This is a genomic window from Achromobacter sp. ISS7, assembly GCF_056523125.1.
The window spans coordinates 1340619-1358137 of sequence record NZ_JAWRZD010000001.1; the positions used below are offsets into that span (position 1 = coordinate 1340619).

Sequence of the window (17519 nt, forward strand, 5' to 3'; positions counted from 1 at the left end):
GCCCCTATGACCCCCCGCACTGACACGGACGCCGCCACGCCGGGATGGCGCATCGGCGTGCTGTACTCGCGCAGCGGCGTGACCGGCACCACCGAATCGCAGCACTTTTTCGGCACCGTGCTGGCCGTGGAGGAAATCAACGCCCTCGGCGGCGTGCTGGGCCGGCCGCTGGAACCGGTGGTCTACGACCCGCGCAGCGAGGCCGAGGAATACCGCCGCCTGGCCGCGCGGCTGCTGCTGGACGACGAGGTCAACGTGATCTTCGGCGGCTGCACCTCGCACTGCCGCAAGGCCATGCTGCCGGTGATCGAGCGCAACAACGCGCTGCTCTGGTATGCCTCGGTCTACGAAGGCTTCGAATACTCGCCCAACATCATCTACACCGGCGCCGCGCCCAACCAGGGCAGCATGCAGCTGGCCGCCTACCTGATCCAGCACTGCGGCAAGCGCATCTTCCTGGTGGGCGCCGACTACATCTACCCGCGCGAGACCAACCGCATCATGCGCGACACCGTCGAGGAACACGGCGGCGAGATCCTCGACGAAACCTACCTGCCGCTGGGCTGCGACGACAGCGACATCGTCGACGTGGTGCGCGACATCCGCCGCATCAAGCCCGACGTGGTGTTCTCGACCCTGATCGGCGACGACGCCCAGCGCTTCTACCGTCGCTACCACGCCGCCTGCGAGGCCGACCCCGGCGCGCCGCACATCCCCATCGCCAGCCTCACGATGGCCGAATCCGAGGTGGCCGAGATCGGCCCCGGCCTGTGCGCCGGCCACATCACCGCCGCCACCTACTTCAACACCGTCGACACGCCCGCCAACGCCCATTTCCTGGATCTGTGGCGCGCCCGCTTCGGCGACCGTCCCGCCAGCGTCTACGCCGAAGCCTGCTACAGCCAGGTACACCTGTTCGCGCGCGCCCTGCAACGCGCCGGCAGCCTGGACACCCGCAAGCTGGCGCAGGCGGTGCACCAGGTGGGCTTCGACGCGCCCGGCGGCCGCCTCACCATCCTGGCCGAGAACAACCACAGCGTCCTGACCCCGCGCATCGGCGTCTGCCGCGCCGACGGCCGCTTCGACATCGTCTGGGCCAGCGGCGAACCGGTCAAGCCGGACCCTTACCTGACGGCCTTCGGCCTGGACGAGTTTTGGCTGGCGTGACCATGGACCATAGCCTCCGCCGCCTCTACGAAGACCTGCGCAGCGTGGCCGTCGCCGTGGCCTATCCGCCTGGTGAAGACCGCGACCTGCTGGTCGAACAGCTCAAGCGCATCGGCTGCCGCATCCACCTGGTCTGGCCGTTCCCCGACAAGCCGCCGGCCGGCGCCGACGTGGTGTTCTTCCAGGTCTCGCAATGCGGCCAGAACTCGTTCGCCTGGTCCGCCAGCGAGGTCGACGCCACCCTGATCGCGCTGTCCGAATACGAAACCCCCACCACCTTGAAGCAGCTGCTCAAGACCAACGCCCACGGCGTGCTGACCCGGCCGTTCCGCTCGGCCGGCATCCTCAGCACCCTGGTGCTGGCGCGCTCGGCCAAGCAGTTCCAGAACCGTCAGCAGAACAAGATCGACAAATTGGAAAGCACCATCAAGGCGCGCCGCGTGATCGAAAAGGCGATCCGCGTGCTGATGGACCACCAGCGCCTGGACGAACGCGCCGCCTACGAACACATGCGGACCCGCGCCACCGGCCTGCGGGTCAGCGTGGCCGAGGTCGCCGCCATGATCGTCGAGGCCAGCGAAGCCATGGAAAAACTGGGCCTGGGCGGCGCGCGCCCCGACCCGCAGAACAACAGCAACAACGGAGGCAAGGCATGAAAGTCATGATCGCCCGCATGAACCACGAGACCAATACCTTTTCGCCGGTGCCCACGCCGCTGTCCGCCTTCGGCAACGACGGCCCCACCTACGACGCCGCCGCCTACGAAGAGAACCACGGCAAGCGCACCGCCATGTCCGCCTTTATCGACTTGTCCGAAGCGCAGGGCGCCACGCTGGTCACGCCCGTGTCCGCCACCGCCTACCCCAGCGGCCGCGTCGACGGCCAGGCCTACTGCGAACTGTGCGACCGCATCGTCGCCGCCGCCGTCGGCTGCGACGCGCTGCTGCTTGACCTGCACGGCGCCATGGCGGTAGAGACCACCGACGACGGCGAAGGCGACCTGCTCGAACGCCTGCGCCAGCAAGCCCCCGGCGTGCCGATCGCCGTCGCCCTGGACCTGCACGGCAACGTCACCCAGAAGATGATCGACAACGCCGACGTCATCGTCAGCTTCAAGACCTACCCGCACATCGACATGTACGAAACCGGCGACCACGCCGGCCGCATCCTGTTCGACTGGCTCGCCGGCGGCCCGCGCCCGCGCATGGCCTGGCGCCGCCTGCCGCTCATGACCCACACCCTGCGCAGCAACACCGCCGAAGGCGCCATGCGCCGCGCCGTGCAAGCCGCGCGCGGCGCCGAGGCCGGCGGCATGCTGGGCGTGTCGGTGCTGGCCGGCTTCGCCCTGGCCGACATCCCCGACCCGTGCCTGAGCATCATCGTGGTCGCCGCCGGCGACGCCCAGGCCGCCGACCGCGTCGCGGCAGGCCTGGCCGCCGCCATCTGGGACGACCGCGACGGCTTCGTCTACGAGGCCGAGCCCTTGGCTGCCTCGCTCGACCGCGCCATCGCCCTGGCGCGCGGCGCAGACCGACCCGTGCTGCTGCTGGACCACGGCGACAACTGCATGTCCGGCGGCACCTGCGACACGATGGACGTGCTGGTCGCCGCCGTGGACGCGGGCCTCACCGGCATCGTCGCCGGTCTGTATTGCGACCCCGAAGCCGTCGCCGCCATGATCGAAGCCGGGCAGGGCGCCCGGGTCGAACTGCCGGTCGGCAACAAGCGGCCCATCCCCACCATCGGCCGCCCCGCCAAGCCGGTCACGCTGACGGGCACCGTGCGCGCCATCACCGACGGCAGCTACGTCATCACCGGCCCCACTTACACCGGCCAGACCGCCTGCATGGGCCGCAGCGCCGTGCTCGACATCGGCGCCGCGCAGCTGGTCGTCACCGAACGCACCCACGAGCCCTGGGACCTGGGCGTCTTCGAAAGCCTGGGTATCGACCCGCGCGAGGCCCGCTTCATCCTGGTCAAATCGCGCATGTACTGCCGCCCGGTGTTCGTGCCGATCTCGTGCGCCCTGGTGGAGTGCGACAGCCCGGGCGTCACCAGCTCGGACTTTTCGCTGTTCCCGTACCAGCGGCGCAACCGGCCGCGCTATCCGCTGGAGCCGTTCAAGCCGGCGCAGGTGTCGCCGTAAGGTCGACCGCATTCCCCGCGCCCGGCGCCTGCCTCCGCCCGGCGGCTTGAACCGCGCCGGGCTTTCCCGTTCAATGGGCAGCCCTGCGCTTGCGGCCCCCGCTACCCGCCTCGAAGACGTGTCCGGTCAGACAGGGACACGTGCAAGATTGATCCGACGTGAACTTAACGTTCGGATAATCTTCCCCATGCAAAATCGAAACGGATAACAACACCGTGCCCGGTTCGGTTGGCGCGCCGTGATGGCGCTGGCGACACAACCGGGCACGGTCACCTGAAGCAGGCCGTCGGCCACGCCGACGAAACAGCCTGGACATCACCTGGAATCTGGACGCCAAGCAACGGCCGCGACGCTGTCGTGCGCAGATTTCATCCTGCATCCCGGGCAATGGAGCGCGGCAATGAACAACACGACAATCACGGCGGAAACCCGTCGCAACGGCGTGAGCCTTTGGGCCCGCCATGGCGCGCGAATGGCGGGGATGCTGATCATCCTCTGTGCGGCGGTGATGCTATTCCCGCGCCTGGCGATGGCCCAGATCGGTTGCACTTCCAGCGGCGGCGCGCAGATCAAGCTCATTCCTTCCGTGAATTTCACGCTTGGCACGCTACCGCCGCCCGGCACCGAAATCTATAGAACCATCACTTATTTCATCAACTACGATTGCTCCTATCACGACAGGTTCGGTAACCCCGTGACCGTAACCCCCCAACTCCAGGCACTGGGCGACTACACCACGCTGAACCGGGCCCTGAACAAGGCGGGATTGAAGCTGGAAATCATTGTCAACGGCAACGAGACGTCTCCCTGGTTGCCGAACCTGCAACCTGGCCTTCCGATATCGGAGGTCTATCCCGCCGGCCCCGCCTACACGGGCAGTTCCGGCCCACGAGTCCTCACCCTGGTCGCGAAATTGTCGGTGATGAATAGCAATCCCCCAGCGGCCCGCTACCCCGTCCCCTCGGGAACCATATTCAAGCTGGTCGCGGCGTATGGGGCCGGGTCTTCGCCTGGTCCATTCGTTACCAACACCCCCACGCGCATGCAGTTCACCCCCAAGTGCATCGGCGACGTCAGCGTGGACAACCTGGTGCAGTTCAAGAGTGTCGTTGCCATGACGGGCAACCAGGGAAACCTGCCGCAACAACTCCCCTTCAACGTAACCGCCCGGATCAACCCCGCCTGCAATCTGGGTTCACTCACGGCCCCCCTCGTGCCGGATAACGCCAACACCAGATTCCTGATGTGGCTTTCGGCCCAGTTTGTCATGCAAGGGCCTGGGCGCATCGGCGACGGTGGCACGTCCATCATCCTCAACAATGAGGATGGCGTAGAGAACGGGTTGAAATTGCAGATCCTGGATACCAGCAATGCGAACCAGCCCGTCGAAATCCTTCCCGCGCTGGTCCCTCCGTTGTATCAGGACGCCGGCAATTTCGGCCAGCTGATGGGCGACAATCCCGCCGCGGCAGTCCACACCTATACGGCATCGCTGACAGCGGATCCAGGCAAGGAATTGAAGCTTGGCAAGTACTCGACGCAGGTGCTCGTCAGAGTGAGTTACTACTAGGCCGCCAGGCGACCCGAATCAGGGGAGGGGCCCCCTGCGGAACGGCACCAGGCGGCTTGAACCAAGCCGGGCTTTCCAGTTCAATGGGACGTTGCGCGGGCGGCACGCCGCCGCCCGGCCGTCTACCTGTTGGAGTGGCATATGGCTACGGTGCATCTGCTGTCGGATGAAGAAGCGCGCAAGATCCCCGAGGCGTGGGCGGTGTTCGAAGACATCCGCGCCACCCGCAAATCCGATTTCGTCAACAACTTCTGGCGCGCCCTGGCCAACGACCCGCCCCAGCTCAAGCGCGTCTGGGAGCAGCTCAAGCAGGTCATGATGGCCGACGGCGAAATCCCGCCCCTGGTGCGCGAGATGATCTACATCGCGGTATCGACGGCCAACGGTTGCAGCTACTGCATCCATTCCCACACCGCCGCCGCCCGCGCCAAGGGCATGACCGACGGCCAGCACGCCGAACTGCTCGCCGTCATCGGCATGGCCGCCCAGACCAACGCGCTGGTCACCGCCATGCAGGTGCCGGTCGACGACGCCTTCACGGTGAAGTAGGGCGGCGCCATGGCCACCATCCCGCTGTTCCCGCTGTCCAACGCGCTGTTTCCCGCCGGCGTCCTGCACCTGCGCATCTTCGAAGTGCGCTACCTGGACATGATCCGCCGCTGCATCGCCGACGGCAGCGAGTTCGGCGTGGTCGCGCTGCTGGCCGGCAACGAGGTCCGCTCGCCCGAGGGCCACGAGACCCTGGCCGGCGTCGGCACGCTGGCCCGCATCGACGCCTGGGACGCGCCCATGCCCGCCTTGCTGCAATTGCGCTGCATCGGCACCCAGCGCTTTCGGCTGCTATCCAGCCAACTGGCAAAATACGGTCTTTGGATGGGCGAAACCGAGCCCATCGACGATGACCCGCCGCTCCCCGTGCCGGCGCCGCTGCAACCCTGCGCCGATGCGCTGGGGCGGCTGGTGGCGCAATGGCAGCAGGAGGGCGTGCCCGCCGACCAGATGCCGGTGGCGCCGCCGTACCGCCTGGATGAATGCGCCTGGGTGGCTGATCGCTGGTGCGAGCTGCTGCCGCTGCCGCCGGCCGAGAAGGTCCGGCTGCTGGCGCTGACGGACCCGCGCGTTCGTCTCGAAGCCGTGCGTATCGCGTTGGAAGGGCCGCAGGTCTAGCTTTTTTTTGGACACCATGGATATCAGGATTGACGAAGGCCTGCGCGCCTATATTGACCCCTTGACCGACGACGAGCGCGAGGCGCTCGAACGCAGCCTGCTGGCCGAAGGCTGCCGCGACGCGCTGGTGGTCTGGGGCGACTTGCTGATCGACGGCCACAACCGCTATGCGTTGTGCATGAAGCACGGCATACCCTTCGAGACGCGGCAGAACACCTCGTTCAAATCCATGGACGACGTGCACCTGTGGATGATCGAGAACCACCTGGGCCGGCGCAGCGTGTCGGATTTCCAGCGCGGCGTGCTGGCGCTGCGCAAGAAGGAAATCCTGCAGTCGCGCAGCGTGCCGCCGTGGGAAGACGACGGCAGCACGCCGCCGCCCGAACCGCCGCCCATTCCGCCCGCCGCCACCTTCAGCCGCCAGGCGCTGGCACGCGAAGCGCGCATCAGCAGCAACACGCTGGGGCAGATCGAGCGAATCCAGAAGGCCGCCGCGCCGGAACTGGTGCGGGCGGTGAAGGATGGGGCGATCTCCATCAACGCCGCGGCGGCGGTGGCGACCTTGCCACCCGAGCGGCAGGCCGCGGCGGTGGCGGGGGGGAGGAAGGAACTGCAGCAGGCGGCGCGCGAAGTGCGCCAGGCCAAGGCGCCGCCGCCGAAGGAGGCGGTGCCGGATATTCCGATTGAGAATATCGCGGATTTGCCGGCCGAGGTGGCGCGGCTACGGGAACTGCTGGCGCGGTTGACTGATGAAAGGGATCAGTTGAAGAAGAAGGTGATGCATTTGACGGTGGCGTTGGCTGAGGCGAGGAATGCATCGGCGGGGGGAGGGGATGATTGACGAGGGGCTGCCGCCTCAATTGAACGAATCTTGTCGAGAATTGGCCTGACACCCCTTATTTGGTAAAAGCAAAGTTGATCAGAACCTGAGAGTCGATGGTTGCCATGTCCGAACCCTATTCTGCCTTTCTCAACCTCCAGATGCCCCGCGAGAATCTTGCCAGATGGCTCGCGGCCCCGGCGCCGGCGGCATCAAGATGGTCGGACTGGCGTGCCATCGGCGGCCAGTGGTATCTCTCCGAAGGCAAGGATCTGGCCGCCTCCAGCAATCAGGATCTGGGCAGGCTCATTGCGGAATGCGACGCCATGCTGGCTCGCCATGCGGACAACCGCGCGGCGCTGCGGGCCATCCTGACATCCGCGGAGCCCGAGAACATCAAAGTTGCGGCCTACGATCGTACAGGAACGTGCTTCGTTGCAGGCTCGCTGACCTATTCCGAAAACCTCTACGACCTCATCGTCTTTTTTTCGATAGCGCGTGGAGCGGCCGATTTTTTCGAGGCGGATGGTCGTGGCCTTGCAGTGGTTCACGACTATCTCTGGGGCGAGGAAGACGAACGGGAAACGGTGGCTGCGCTGGAACTCGCCGGAAATGGCGGCTCCGTATTCCTGGCGTCCGAAGCACTCGGCCGAGCAGCTGGCGCATTCGAGGCCATGGTGGACGCGATGCTGGAAGGCAAAGAGGATCCGGAGTTCCAGCCGCGCAATCAACTCGAGCATCTTTGAGACCAGACCTGCGTCCAGCAGGGACAACAGCGTGCACACGACAGGGCCGCCAGGCGGGCCCCAAAGAGGCGAAATTTCCTATGCGATTGCTACCACTGGTTATCATGCTGTCCGCTTGCGCGGTCTGCCAGGCACAGGGAACTAGGACCTGGCACTTTACTGGGGCCGAACTGGTCGCGGCCCTTGAAGGCCGGATGCCCTCAGAGCTCCGCGATGCATCGCTTCGCCGCCAATTTTCTTCCTCCTATGCGCAGGCCTACGTGGTCGGCATCGCCGACCAGACACAAGGCACGGTCTGGTGCACCCCCACCGGCGTCCTTCCTCACGAATTGAAGGACAGGGTGTACAGCTACTTGTCCAAGCTGCCGACCAGCCGTCTCGCGGAAAATGCCGGCCCGCTGGTGAGCGAGGCACTCCATCAGTCTTTCGCTTGCCGGTAGGGTCCTTTCCTCCTATGCCGTTATTGAAAACCGAGACTGTGAAGAGAAAGGAGGAGATGCTTTTAAATCCAAAATCTCCCCGTTCACAGCCTTCGCGATTATTGCTGCACGAATCGATCCCAAATTGCTGGATGCATCACCAGGAAGATTCAAGCCTTTTAACTGTTCGGCGTATCGATCGGTAACCTCTACGACGCCGGACTTATAAATTGTCGCGACGCGTTGATCGCCCTTCATGACAACCTGAACGGCATTTTGGGGGGAGTTGTCGGCCTCAAGGCGACCTATGCCTCGTTCCACTGCTTCCGCTTTGCGCAGAGCTTCAGCCGAGGCTGCTAAATCATGGGCAAAGTTAGCGGGCGGTTTCACGAGCGGGCGATTCAAGTCCGCAATGCTGCGCGACCTCGTCGTCAAAGGTATGCCTTTGGAAATGTCCATGGAATAAATCTCGGTCTGTTAAAGTGATTTGCAATCACCGAAAAAGCCGCCCGACTGTTGAAACGGCCTGATCCATCAATCAGGGAAATTCTACGAATCTCGGAGAAATATGAATGCACGAATAACGCCGACCTTTATGGCTATTTGTGCCATTGCTCAGGGTTCAGAAGGTGCGGCGACAACGCCCTTGAAAAGCGCCTCGTCTCGCTTTAATGACGGAGACGCTGACAGGCGCGGGGTATGATTCCCGGAGTACGCGAACTATGACGCGACTCTTATCAATGCCCGCCTGAACACGCAGCCAAAGTTTGCACCTATGGCTGCTTCGGGTCAGAAAACGTCCGCGAAAAGCGACAGCCTAGTTCAGGATTCGCAGACCCAGGCTATCGGCACATCATCCACGGCAAACTGCACGGACGGCCAATAGCCATCCATGAACCAGGTGGCGTCGCGCGTCGCCAGGTGCAGCACGTAACCGCCGTCAGTCGAGACGACCAAGTCCGATGGCACGAAGTGTTCGAGGAACGCTGCAGGGGCATCTTCGGGGTCGCCGCTGTCGCGCCCCGCGCGCCAGAGGAAATGCAGCGCCGCGTTGCGGTGCGCGGCCAAAGCTTGGGCGATCGAGCGGGCTCGCGCCAGCAACGGTACTGCCGCCTGCGGATCGGCCGCAAGCAGCACCACGCGCAGCCGGCCGCCGTCGGCGATTGCACAGTCCAGCCAAGTTTCCTGAGCGGGAATGCCGTCGTGGGTATACGCCTTCAGATCGGGCGGCATATTGGGCTGCGTAGGCTGTTGCATACGGCGTTACGCCAGAAACGCCGCCGGGGCACGGCCGGCAATCATGTCTTCGAACAGGGCCCCGAGATTCGGGGAAACGACGCGGATGTCCTCGAATTCCGGTTCGATGCCGTGCACGATGCGGCCCGAGTCGCGTTCTATCGCCAGGAATTCGTAATCGCCGGCAACGCTCATGTAGATCGGCGTGTGCTGTTGCCAGAAGTCCAGGACCGCCTGCCGGCCGGCGTCGTCCAGCGCAGCCTCCAGGCTGATATCGCGCAGGGTGTGCCAAGGAAAGGCGCTGTTCGCCGTGCCGTCATGGTCGGCTGCGCTCAGGAACCAGCGTGTTTGGTCCGCATTGTGCAATTCGGTGAATGTCGCCAGGAAAGCGCCATAGCCGTACGCTTCGAACGGTGCGATCGCTGGCGTCGCGGTGGGCGTGGTGCGCAACACCGTCCAGCCATGAGCGGAGAGATGATCCAGGAAGCGCTTTGCCTGCGATGTCATGTCGGTGTCCTCGAATGGGGCATCTATGGTATTGCAGTTTGACGCCATATTTTCAGCGCGGGTATTCCGTCCTTGCGTGGAATGGCTACTGAAGTCATTTGACCTTCCCAGAATCTCGACAAAGCTGGCAGCCACAAAAAATTTCCCCCTGCCATGCGAAATCTCAAATCCCCCTCATAACCTCGTTGCGATATACGCCATGATTTTTACACTAGGGTTTTCCCTTCGTCGTAATACAAATTCATGCGCTCGCGTTTCACTATTGGCAACCTGTTTAGCAACCTCTCCATCGGCACCCGGCTGACCCTAGGTTTTGGCACAGTACTCGCCCTGTTATTGGCGCTAACCGGCCTGTCGCAATACGAACTGTCCAACATCGGCGCCATCAACCGCGCCATCACAGAACAGACTTGGGCCAAAGCGAACGCCATCAACATTATTGACGTAACGACCCGCGCCAATGCGCGCGCGAACCTCGAACTGATCGTCAATACAGACCCCCGCGCGGCCGAAACGCTGTTTGCTCGCATCGACACCAACCGTAAGGCGATCGACCAGGCGCTGGAGACCCTGCGGCCGTTGTTCCACACCGAAGATGAACGCCTGAAGTTGCGGTTATTGGAAGACGTGCGTGGTCGCTATGTGAAGTCATTCCAGGGAGTGGGCGCGCTCCTCAAGAGCGGCGAGCGCGACGCCGCTCGCCAGCGCTTGCTGGAAGAGACCCTGCCGCTGCTGGATGGCCTGCAAGACCGCGTCATCGAGATCTCCCGGATTCAATCTGCCGAGATGGTGGACGCCGGCGCCGCCAGCCAGACGGTCATCGACAACGCGGGCACGTTGAATCTGATCTTGTCGGGCATGGCCATCGTGCTGGGCGGCTTTTTCGCGTGGCGGGTGGCCAAGTCGATTACGGCGCCGCTTGCCCAGGCAGTTGCGGTGGCGGAGACCGTGGCGCGTGGCGACCTGGGTCAACCCATCCACGCGGGCACCCGGGATGAAACCGGCCGACTGCTGCGCGCGCTGCACGATATGCAGGACAAGCTGGCCGGCGCGGTTCGGACCATTCGGGCGGGGTCCGAAACCATCTCCAGCGCGGCGGGGCAGATCGCGGCCGGCAACACGGACTTGTCCAGCCGGACCGAAGAGCAGGCCGCGTCATTGGAAGAAACCGCCGCATCGATGGAAGAACTGGCGTCCACCGTCAAGCAGAATGCCGACAACGCGCGCCAGGCCAATCAACTGGCGGCAAGCGCTTCCGAAGTGGCCCAGCGGGGCGGCGTCGTGGTGTCGGCGGTGGTCAGCACGATGGAGGATATTTCCGCCAGTTCGCGCAAGATTTCCGAGATTGTCTCGGTCATCGATGGGATTGCGTTCCAGACCAATATCCTGGCGCTGAACGCCGCCGTGGAAGCGGCCAGGGCGGGCGAGCAGGGCAAGGGCTTTGCGGTGGTCGCGGGCGAGGTGCGGTCGTTGGCGCAACGTAGCGCGCAGGCCGCGCGTGAAGTCAAGGCGCTGATCGAAGCGTCCGTGAGCAAGGTGGCCGAGGGCGCTGGCCAGGCGGAGAACGCAGGCACCACGATGCACGAGGTGGTCGCGTCAGTGAAGCGAGTGACGGACATCATGGGCGAGATCGCCGCGGCATCGCAAGAACAGGCCACCGGCATCGAGCAGGTCAACCGCGCGGTGTCGCAGATGGACGAAGTGACCCAGCAGAATGCCGCACTGGTCGAGGAAGCCGCGGCGGCGGCGGGCTCGATGCAGGACCAGGCTCATGCATTGGTGGGCGCGGTCGGTGTGTTCCGCTTGAGCGAGGATGCCGCGCGGCGATCGTGATGGTCCTGCGGTATAGTCGGCTTCGCTCGGCTTTTCGGCCCCGTCTCGACCCGCCGATCGATTCGAAAATCTCCGGCCTGTCCACATGCGCTCCCCACTTTCCCCACGCGGTGCCGTGCTTCTGCTGATCGACCTGCAGCGCGCGATTGACCACCCAAGCTGGGGCGAACGAAATAATCCCGATGCCGAGCGCCAGGTCGGTCGGCTCCTTGCCCATTGGCGCGCCCTGGGGTGGCCGGTCTGGCACGTCCGGCATGACTCCACGGATCCCGCGTCTCACTATCGGCCGGGCCAGCCAGGGCATGAATTCAAGCCCGAGACAGCGCCCATCGCCGGCGAACCGATCATTCCCAAGCAGACGAACAGCGCGTTTATCGGCACCGACCTGGAAAAGAGGCTTCGCGCCCATGGCCACGACACGTTGGTCGTGGCGGGCGTCATCACTAACAATTCAGTCGAGGCAACGGTCCGCATGGCCGGCAACCTTGGCTTGCAGGCGTGGCTCGTGGCTGACGGCTGTTTCACATTCGGTCGGACAGACTGGAACGGGACACCGCGAAGCGCCGAAGATGTCCACGCCATGTCGCTTGCCAACCTGGACGGCGAGTACTGCACAGTCGTCACCGCAGACGCACTGCTAAGCGCCTTGAACTGAAGGTGAGCGGCGTCCTCAGGTGGCGTGCCAGGCGCGGTTTGGGTCATGCCGCTTCGCCGCGCGAGCCGGATGTATGGATTTTACGGCCTTTGTATGGATATAAAATCCATGCATAAAGAATCATTCAAGAGTTTGTATGGATTCGGCGGTAGAATTCGACGCTTGTAGGGAGTAGGGCGCTCACCGCGCTGAATCGGGCTGATGCGCTTCGTGGTCCTCACGGCCATCGCCCGGTCGGCCTTGCCTGGCCCTCGCGCAGTACATGCAGCTGCCGCCGCAGCGTTTTGAGGAAATGATGAATTTTTGGGTCCCTGTAATCTTCGGTACGTTCAAGCTCCTGGTGCTGGGCACGGGCATGTTTCTCGCCATCAAGTCTCATCACGATGGGGCCAAGAAGGACAAGGAGAAGATGAAGAAGGAGAAAGAGAAGGAAATGAACGCAACGTAGGGCAGACCTCGTTGCGGTGGCGGACGTCCTGATCGGGTTACCGCGCTTCACGCAAGGCCGTTCGGCGAAGCGAAGGACCACAACGGGCCGGAAACGGCCAATCAGCGACAGCGGCGGTGGGCAGGCAGGCATTGCCCCAGCCGGCGCGCGAAGTGCGCCAGGCCAAGACACCGCCGCCCAAGCCGGCGGGACCGAATCTTCCGAATCGGCCCCAGTCAGAACGCCCAGCGCCATTCCAACGTGGCGCTGTGGTCCTGGTTACCGGCACCGAACTGCCCCGCATAGCTCAGCCCCACGCTGGCGCTACGGCCGACCTTGGCGTCCAGCCCCGCTTCCAGCACGGCCGCATTGCGGGCAATCGGAGCCCCCGCCACCGTGAACGCATTGCCCGCGTCGAACGCGACCCGCGACGTTGGGTTCACGTCGCCAAAGGCATGGCGCCAGCCGGCGCCGGCAGTGAGAGTGCCTTGGAGGTTGCCCAGCATCAGCGCCTGGCGGCCGCGCAGGCCCAGCGTGCTGGTGGTGGTGCGGTTGCTCTGGCTGGCGCCCGACAGCGCGGCGCTGCCGCCGCTTTCCTGAAACGCACGGCTGCGCAGATTGGCCCAGGCCAGGCCCGCATAGGGTTCCAGGGTGAGGGCATCACCCGCCTTCAGCGCCCAGCCCAGTTCAGTGAATACCTGCGCGGTGCTGGCGCCGTAATCGGCGCGCAGCGTCTGATCGAGGCCGCCGACCGCCACACGCCGTTTGCTGTGGATGTCGTGCCAGGTGTAGGCCCCGCCCAGCAACAGATTGAGCTTGCCGGCGCCGGCGTCAAAGGCCTTGCCGCCGTAGACGACCGCGCTGTAGCTGGCGATATCGGTCTTGCCGTCGACGCCGTCGGTGCGCAGGTTGCTGTCGGTGTAGCCCAGCGCGCCGCCCAGCCGCCAGCCACGGCCGATCGCGCCATCCGCGCCGGCGAAGATGCCGCCGGTGTGCATGCGCACTTCGGAAGTGTCGCCCGTGGCGCCCAGCCGCTGCCAGTTGCCGACCAGCTCGGCCCAGGCGGGTTGCGCGCCGTTTGTGGGCAGGACGGAAGAGGGCGGCGCCGCATCGCTCGCGCCCACGGCCGCGGTCGGCGAACCGGCGCGCAGGCCGGCGCCCAGGTTGGCGCGCAGGTGCGAGAACGGCACGCTGCGCGCTTGTCCACCAAGCCCCTGCAAGGCGCCGATGGCGTTGGCATGGCTTTCGCCCGACAGCGCCGAAAAGAAGGACTGGGGCGCGCCGTTGGGCAGGGTCAAGGCGTGGCGGTAGATCTCGTTGCCGGTCGGCATGCCATCGACGGCGTTGGCGGCGGCCACCGCGTTGCGGCCGCTGACCAGGTCGGCGAAGCGGATCGGGCGCGCAGGCGGGTTGCCGCCTGAGCCTGGACCGGGCAGGGAAGGGTCGCCGCCCGGCTGGACCTGCCTGCGGGTCAGCGTCAGGGTGACGTCCTGGTCGTTGGCCGAGTAGCTGAGCGTGGGCGCGAGATACGCCAGATCGGACGTCACCCCGGCAAAGCGCGTGCCGTTGAAAGTGCCGCCGGCGTGCAGGATGCTGTAGACAGTGCTTTCCGCGTACGCGCCCGGCGTGGCCAAGACCTGCACGGTGGCGCCTGTGAGCGTCGCGCTGCGGGTGACCGTCAAGAAATCGGCCTGCGTGGCGGTGGCACGTACCGCGTAGACGCCGTTGGTTCCGAAACGGAGCGAGCCGACCATGCTTACCGCCGCGGTCGGCATGCCGGGGTCGCTGCCCAGCGCCAACTTGTTGCGGGCGCCTTCGAAGCGCACATCGCCAGTGGTGGTGGACCCTTGCCACAGCGTCAGGGCGTTGTCGCTACCCTCGAACACCACGGCGTCCGATCCGCTGGAGAGCGTCCCCTTGTTGATGACGGTCGTCGCGCTGCCGGCGCGTAAGGCCGCGCCTTCGACCCCCACCGGTTTTGCGGGATCGGCGCGCGGATCCCCAAACATCCCGCCGGCAATAAGTCCTTCATTGATGACGGCACCGGATCCTATGGACAAGCCCGTGCCTCCGTCTCCGGTTCGCCCGGGATCCACGGCAAGGGTTGCGACATTCAAGCCACCCTGGCCTCCAACGACCTGCCCTTGGCTCTTGACTGTCACCGATCCCGAGGTGATAACGATCGCATCTCCCCCGGAGCCAGAGATGTATGGCGACGCGCCGCCGGTGCCGCCGTTGACCCTGCCGACTACGGACAATGTTCCGGATGACATAACCAGCCCCGCGCCGCCGCCCCCGCCGCCGCTGACGTGGTTGATGCTTCCAGTCACAGTCCAGCTGTAAACGTCGCCTCCTTGGCCACCGGTTATCGTCATCAAAGGGGCTATGGTGATGTCGACGCCTGGGACTGGAACGGTGACGCCCGCTCCGCCGCCGCCACCTGAACCGGTAGAAAAACTCCGTCCGGCGTTACCCGTCGTCGACCCGAGGGTGACTACCGAGCCGGGCAAGATGATGGTGTAGCCGCGATCTCCGCCGGAGTTGCCGTTACCCGGGTTGAGGCCGCTGGTGCCGCCCCCGCCACCGCCGCCGCCGCCCGCGCCGATGACGCCGCCTCCTCCACCGCCACCGCCCGACTCGCCACCTTGCGGCGTGCCGTAGCGGCCTCCTGCCGCGCCGTCGCTACTAGCGCGACCATCCATGCCTGCCACCCCTCCTTGAGCGCCGGGGGAGATTCCGTCTCCACCGCCATTACCGCCGAAACCGGCCGGCGATCCGGGAAGCGCATTGCCGCCCGCGCCGCCGACCCCTCCGGTCAGGCCTCCGCCTTGGCCACCGCCTCCGCCTGCGTTGAGGCCGGCGCCACCAGCGCCACCCCCGCCATATCCGGCCGCCGCCCAGGCGTCGCCCGGGGCCGCCGAGGCCAGGCCGGCCAGGAGCGCGATACAGACCGCGTACACGACCGCATTCAGCCGGCCGACACCGTGGATGTCGCTGCAGGGCAGGGCGAGACGAAGGCGGCCGCGGTCTTGGCCGTTGCGGTCGTATACGGGGGGCATGGACGCGGTCATGGGACTGATCAGCTGATTCAACGAGCTGCTTCAGTGACAGGACGGTCCAAATCGTTCACGAAAAGATGTAACCAGCGAAATGCGAAACCCGGTATTTGAAATCGTCTGTTTTCGATCCAATACCTCGCGTGGGGCCGGGGCGGAACGATATCCTTCTCCCCGCAGCGGAATCCCGATCGCCCGGGCAAGCACCATCCAGACCCTGCCCAAGATCACTCCGACGAAAATTTAACGTTCGGATAATCCTTCCCATGCAGAATCAGAACGACTAAAGGCATCCTGCCCAGTTCCATCGGCGGCCCGCGATAGCGCCAGCGACAGAACAGCGGGCATGGTCACATCAAACAGGTCGTCGGCCAGGCCAACGACAATCGCCCGGAAACCATCAAGAATCTGAACGCAGCCATCGGCTGCGACGCGGTCGCGCGCCACCAGAGCATGAGCGGCAAATACCCTCAACCGCTGGTTCCGTGGCCGGGTAAGCGCGGATTTCTCCATGCGGCCCGGGCAACGGAGCGCGTCAATGAGCAGTACGGAAATCAAGGCGGAAACCCGTCGCAACGGCGGGAGATTCCGCGCCCGGGCTTGCCTGCGCAAGGCAGGCAAGCTGATCGTCGCGTGCGCGGCTGTGCTCGTCCTTCCGGGCGTGGCCAAGGCGGCGGTATCGGCGACATCACCAGGATGCGAAGCCATCGCAGGCGTCAGGATCGATCTGATCCCCGCAGTGAATTTCTCGATTGGTGCGTTGCCTCCGATCGGCACCGAAATCTACAGAACCAAAACCTATACGGTCGACTATCAGTGCTTCATGGCGGACAGGTTCGGGAAGCCTTTGGCCGCGACACCCCAACTCCAGGCGCTCGCCGGCTACACCACACTGAACCAGGCCTTGACGAAGGCCGGGCTGAAACTGGAAATCATCGTCAACGGCGACGAGGCCCACCCGTGGGTTCCAAACCTGGTCCCCACGCCCGGCGTGCCGCTGTCGGAAGTGCGTGATATTCCGCCTGCCTACGTGGGCGCTTCCGGCCCAAGAAGCGTTACCTTGGTCGCCAGGTTAAAGATACTGAACGATCATCCCCCGCCGGCGCGCTACCCCGTCCCGTCGTCAACCATATTCAAGATCTCCGCCGCATATGGCGCTGGCGGCTATCCCGGCCCGTTCATCACCAATACCCCCACGCGCATGCAGTTCACGCCCACCTGCATCGGCGATGTCAGCGTCGACAACCTGGTGCAGTTCAAGAGCGTCCTCGCCATGACGGGCACCCAGGGAAATCTGCCGCAGCAACAGCCCTTCAGGATCAGCGCTCGAATCAATCCCTTGTGCCCCACGGGCGGCCTCACTGCCCCCCTGACGCCGGATAACGAAAATACCCGATTCCTGATGCTGCTTTCGGCGCAGTTCGTACTGCAGGGGGCAGGGCGCATCGACGTCGACGGTACGTCCATCATCCTGAGCAACGACGATGGCGTGGAAAACGGGCTGAAGATGCAGATACTGGATCCCAACAATGCGAATCTGCCTGTCGCGATTCTTGCGGCTCCGGCGCCTGTGTCGCGGTGGGAGGTGGGTAATTTCGGGGAGTTGGCGGGTGATAAGCCTGCTGCGGCGGTTCATACGTATATGGCGTCGCTGATGGCGGAGGCGGGGAAGGTGTTGAAGGTTGGTCGGTACTCTACTCAGGTGGTGGTGATGGTTAGTTATTACTGAAGGGGGGCAAGCGCGTGAAGTTCGGCACAGGGAGCCTGCCC

General features: G+C 64.7%; 18 protein-coding genes. 13 read left to right on the forward strand and 5 right to left on the reverse strand.

Annotated features, from left to right (window positions below):
- Positions 1–6: 6 nt before the first annotated feature.
- The 9 genes from AC1HFW_RS06205 (at position 7) to AC1HFW_RS06245 (ending at position 8056) form a co-directional block, all read left to right on the forward strand.
- Positions 7–1167 (forward strand): transporter substrate-binding domain-containing protein, encoded by a 1161-nt coding sequence (locus AC1HFW_RS06205; protein WP_479282272.1) that lies wholly within the window; start codon positions 7–9, stop codon positions 1165–1167.
- A gap of 2 nt (positions 1168–1169) precedes the next feature.
- A complete protein-coding gene (locus AC1HFW_RS06210; RefSeq protein WP_024069053.1) occupies positions 1170–1823 on the forward strand; it encodes an ANTAR domain-containing response regulator in 654 nt (217 codons plus the stop codon).
- A complete protein-coding gene (locus AC1HFW_RS06215; RefSeq protein ID WP_479282275.1) occupies positions 1820–3313 on the forward strand; it encodes a M81 family metallopeptidase in 1494 nt (497 codons plus the stop codon). Before AC1HFW_RS06210 ends, AC1HFW_RS06215 begins: the two co-directional genes overlap by 4 nt.
- 400 nt (positions 3314–3713) lie before the next feature.
- Positions 3714–4883 carry a hypothetical protein gene (locus tag AC1HFW_RS06220; protein ID WP_479282277.1) on the forward strand — a complete coding sequence of 390 codons (1170 nt, stop codon included), beginning with the start codon at positions 3714–3716 and terminating at the stop codon, positions 4881–4883.
- Between the two features lie 141 nt (positions 4884–5024).
- Positions 5025–5432, forward strand: a complete 408-nt coding sequence (locus tag AC1HFW_RS06225; protein ID WP_020927960.1) for a carboxymuconolactone decarboxylase family protein — start codon at positions 5025–5027, stop codon at positions 5430–5432.
- A gap of 9 nt (positions 5433–5441) precedes the next feature.
- Positions 5442–6050 carry an LON peptidase substrate-binding domain-containing protein gene (locus tag AC1HFW_RS06230; protein WP_479282279.1) on the forward strand — a complete coding sequence of 203 codons (609 nt, stop codon included), beginning with the start codon at positions 5442–5444 and terminating at the stop codon, positions 6048–6050.
- A gap of 16 nt (positions 6051–6066) precedes the next feature.
- Positions 6067–6891: a ParB N-terminal domain-containing protein gene (locus AC1HFW_RS06235; RefSeq protein ID WP_241075246.1), complete on the forward strand. Its 825-nt coding sequence runs from the start codon at positions 6067–6069 to the stop codon at positions 6889–6891.
- 104 nt (positions 6892–6995) lie between these two features.
- Positions 6996–7616, forward strand: coding sequence for a hypothetical protein (locus AC1HFW_RS06240; protein WP_241070589.1), 621 nt, complete (start codon positions 6996–6998; stop codon positions 7614–7616).
- Between the two features lie 80 nt (positions 7617–7696).
- Positions 7697–8056, forward strand: coding sequence for a Rap1a/Tai family immunity protein (locus tag AC1HFW_RS06245; RefSeq protein WP_061071471.1), 360 nt, complete (start codon positions 7697–7699; stop codon positions 8054–8056).
- A 12-nt stretch (positions 8057–8068) separates the two neighbouring features.
- Here the strand turns inward: AC1HFW_RS06245 and AC1HFW_RS06250 are convergent, their stop codons facing one another.
- The 3 genes from AC1HFW_RS06250 to AC1HFW_RS06260 all read right to left on the reverse strand — a co-directional run bounded on the left by AC1HFW_RS06250 (position 8069) and on the right by AC1HFW_RS06260 (position 9778).
- On the reverse strand, positions 8069–8494 hold the full coding sequence (locus tag AC1HFW_RS06250) for a hypothetical protein (RefSeq protein WP_479282281.1): 426 nt from the start codon (positions 8492–8494) through the stop codon (positions 8069–8071).
- A 363-nt stretch (positions 8495–8857) separates the two neighbouring features.
- Complete coding sequence (locus tag AC1HFW_RS06255) at positions 8858–9268, reverse strand: hypothetical protein (RefSeq protein ID WP_479282282.1); 411 nt, start codon at positions 9266–9268, stop codon at positions 8858–8860.
- Positions 9269–9298: 30 nt separating this feature from the next.
- Positions 9299–9778 (reverse strand): hypothetical protein, encoded by a 480-nt coding sequence (locus AC1HFW_RS06260; protein ID WP_479282284.1) that lies wholly within the window; start codon positions 9776–9778, stop codon positions 9299–9301.
- A gap of 243 nt (positions 9779–10021) precedes the next feature.
- On the opposite strand from AC1HFW_RS06260, the gene AC1HFW_RS06265 reads away from it, so the two are divergent.
- The 3 genes from AC1HFW_RS06265 (at position 10022) to AC1HFW_RS06275 (ending at position 12714) form a co-directional block, all read left to right on the forward strand.
- Complete coding sequence (locus AC1HFW_RS06265) at positions 10022–11611, forward strand: methyl-accepting chemotaxis protein (RefSeq protein ID WP_479282286.1); 1590 nt, start codon at positions 10022–10024, stop codon at positions 11609–11611.
- A 115-nt stretch (positions 11612–11726) separates the two neighbouring features.
- Positions 11727–12266, forward strand: a complete 540-nt coding sequence (locus AC1HFW_RS06270) for a cysteine hydrolase family protein (RefSeq protein WP_479282288.1) — start codon at positions 11727–11729, stop codon at positions 12264–12266.
- A 262-nt stretch (positions 12267–12528) separates the two neighbouring features.
- On the forward strand, positions 12529–12714 hold the full coding sequence (locus AC1HFW_RS06275; protein ID WP_006394571.1) for a hypothetical protein: 186 nt from the start codon (positions 12529–12531) through the stop codon (positions 12712–12714).
- A gap of 215 nt (positions 12715–12929) precedes the next feature.
- On the opposite strand, the gene AC1HFW_RS06280 is transcribed toward AC1HFW_RS06275, so the two are convergent.
- Both AC1HFW_RS06280 and AC1HFW_RS06285 read right to left on the reverse strand, forming a co-directional pair.
- The gene (locus tag AC1HFW_RS06280) at positions 12930–14702 is read right to left on the reverse strand and encodes an autotransporter family protein (protein ID WP_479282290.1); all 1773 of its coding nucleotides are present in this window, start codon (positions 14700–14702) and stop codon (positions 12930–12932) included.
- Between the two features lie 1290 nt (positions 14703–15992).
- Entirely contained in the window at positions 15993–16307 is a 315-nt protein-coding gene (locus tag AC1HFW_RS06285) for a hypothetical protein (protein WP_479282292.1), read from the reverse strand.
- On the opposite strand from AC1HFW_RS06285, the gene AC1HFW_RS06290 reads away from it, so the two are divergent.
- Positions 16288–17478, forward strand: coding sequence for a hypothetical protein (locus tag AC1HFW_RS06290; RefSeq protein ID WP_479282294.1), 1191 nt, complete (start codon positions 16288–16290; stop codon positions 17476–17478). The genes AC1HFW_RS06285 and AC1HFW_RS06290 overlap by 20 nt on opposite strands.
- The last annotated feature ends 41 nt before the right edge of the window (positions 17479–17519 follow it).

What these genes read in the sequence shown, in the direction of transcription:
- AC1HFW_RS06280 (WP_479282290.1), bottom strand. Translation starts at nt 14,702, where the DNA reads ATGTTTGGGGATCCGCGCGCCGATCCCGCAAAACCGGTGGGGGTCGAA.
- AC1HFW_RS06205 (WP_479282272.1), top strand. Translation starts at nt 7, where the DNA reads ATGACCCCCCGCACTGACACGGACGCCGCCACGCCGGGATGGCGCATC.
- AC1HFW_RS06235 (WP_241075246.1), top strand. Translation starts at nt 6,067, where the DNA reads ATGGATATCAGGATTGACGAAGGCCTGCGCGCCTATATTGACCCCTTG.
- AC1HFW_RS06240 (WP_241070589.1), top strand. Translation starts at nt 6,996, where the DNA reads ATGTCCGAACCCTATTCTGCCTTTCTCAACCTCCAGATGCCCCGCGAG.
- AC1HFW_RS06245 (WP_061071471.1), top strand. Translation starts at nt 7,697, where the DNA reads ATGCGATTGCTACCACTGGTTATCATGCTGTCCGCTTGCGCGGTCTGC.
- AC1HFW_RS06230 (WP_479282279.1), top strand. Translation starts at nt 5,442, where the DNA reads ATGGCCACCATCCCGCTGTTCCCGCTGTCCAACGCGCTGTTTCCCGCC.
- AC1HFW_RS06250 (WP_479282281.1), bottom strand. Translation starts at nt 8,494, where the DNA reads ATGGACATTTCCAAAGGCATACCTTTGACGACGAGGTCGCGCAGCATT.
- AC1HFW_RS06275 (WP_006394571.1), top strand. Translation starts at nt 12,529, where the DNA reads ATGCAGCTGCCGCCGCAGCGTTTTGAGGAAATGATGAATTTTTGGGTC.
- AC1HFW_RS06225 (WP_020927960.1), top strand. Translation starts at nt 5,025, where the DNA reads ATGGCTACGGTGCATCTGCTGTCGGATGAAGAAGCGCGCAAGATCCCC.
- AC1HFW_RS06255 (WP_479282282.1), bottom strand. Translation starts at nt 9,268, where the DNA reads ATGCCGCCCGATCTGAAGGCGTATACCCACGACGGCATTCCCGCTCAG.
- AC1HFW_RS06215 (WP_479282275.1), top strand. Translation starts at nt 1,820, where the DNA reads ATGAAAGTCATGATCGCCCGCATGAACCACGAGACCAATACCTTTTCG.
- AC1HFW_RS06265 (WP_479282286.1), top strand. Translation starts at nt 10,022, where the DNA reads ATGCGCTCGCGTTTCACTATTGGCAACCTGTTTAGCAACCTCTCCATC.
- AC1HFW_RS06210 (WP_024069053.1), top strand. Translation starts at nt 1,170, where the DNA reads ATGGACCATAGCCTCCGCCGCCTCTACGAAGACCTGCGCAGCGTGGCC.
- AC1HFW_RS06260 (WP_479282284.1), bottom strand. Translation starts at nt 9,778, where the DNA reads ATGACATCGCAGGCAAAGCGCTTCCTGGATCATCTCTCCGCTCATGGC.
- AC1HFW_RS06290 (WP_479282294.1), top strand. Translation starts at nt 16,288, where the DNA reads ATGAGCAGTACGGAAATCAAGGCGGAAACCCGTCGCAACGGCGGGAGA.
- AC1HFW_RS06220 (WP_479282277.1), top strand. Translation starts at nt 3,714, where the DNA reads ATGAACAACACGACAATCACGGCGGAAACCCGTCGCAACGGCGTGAGC.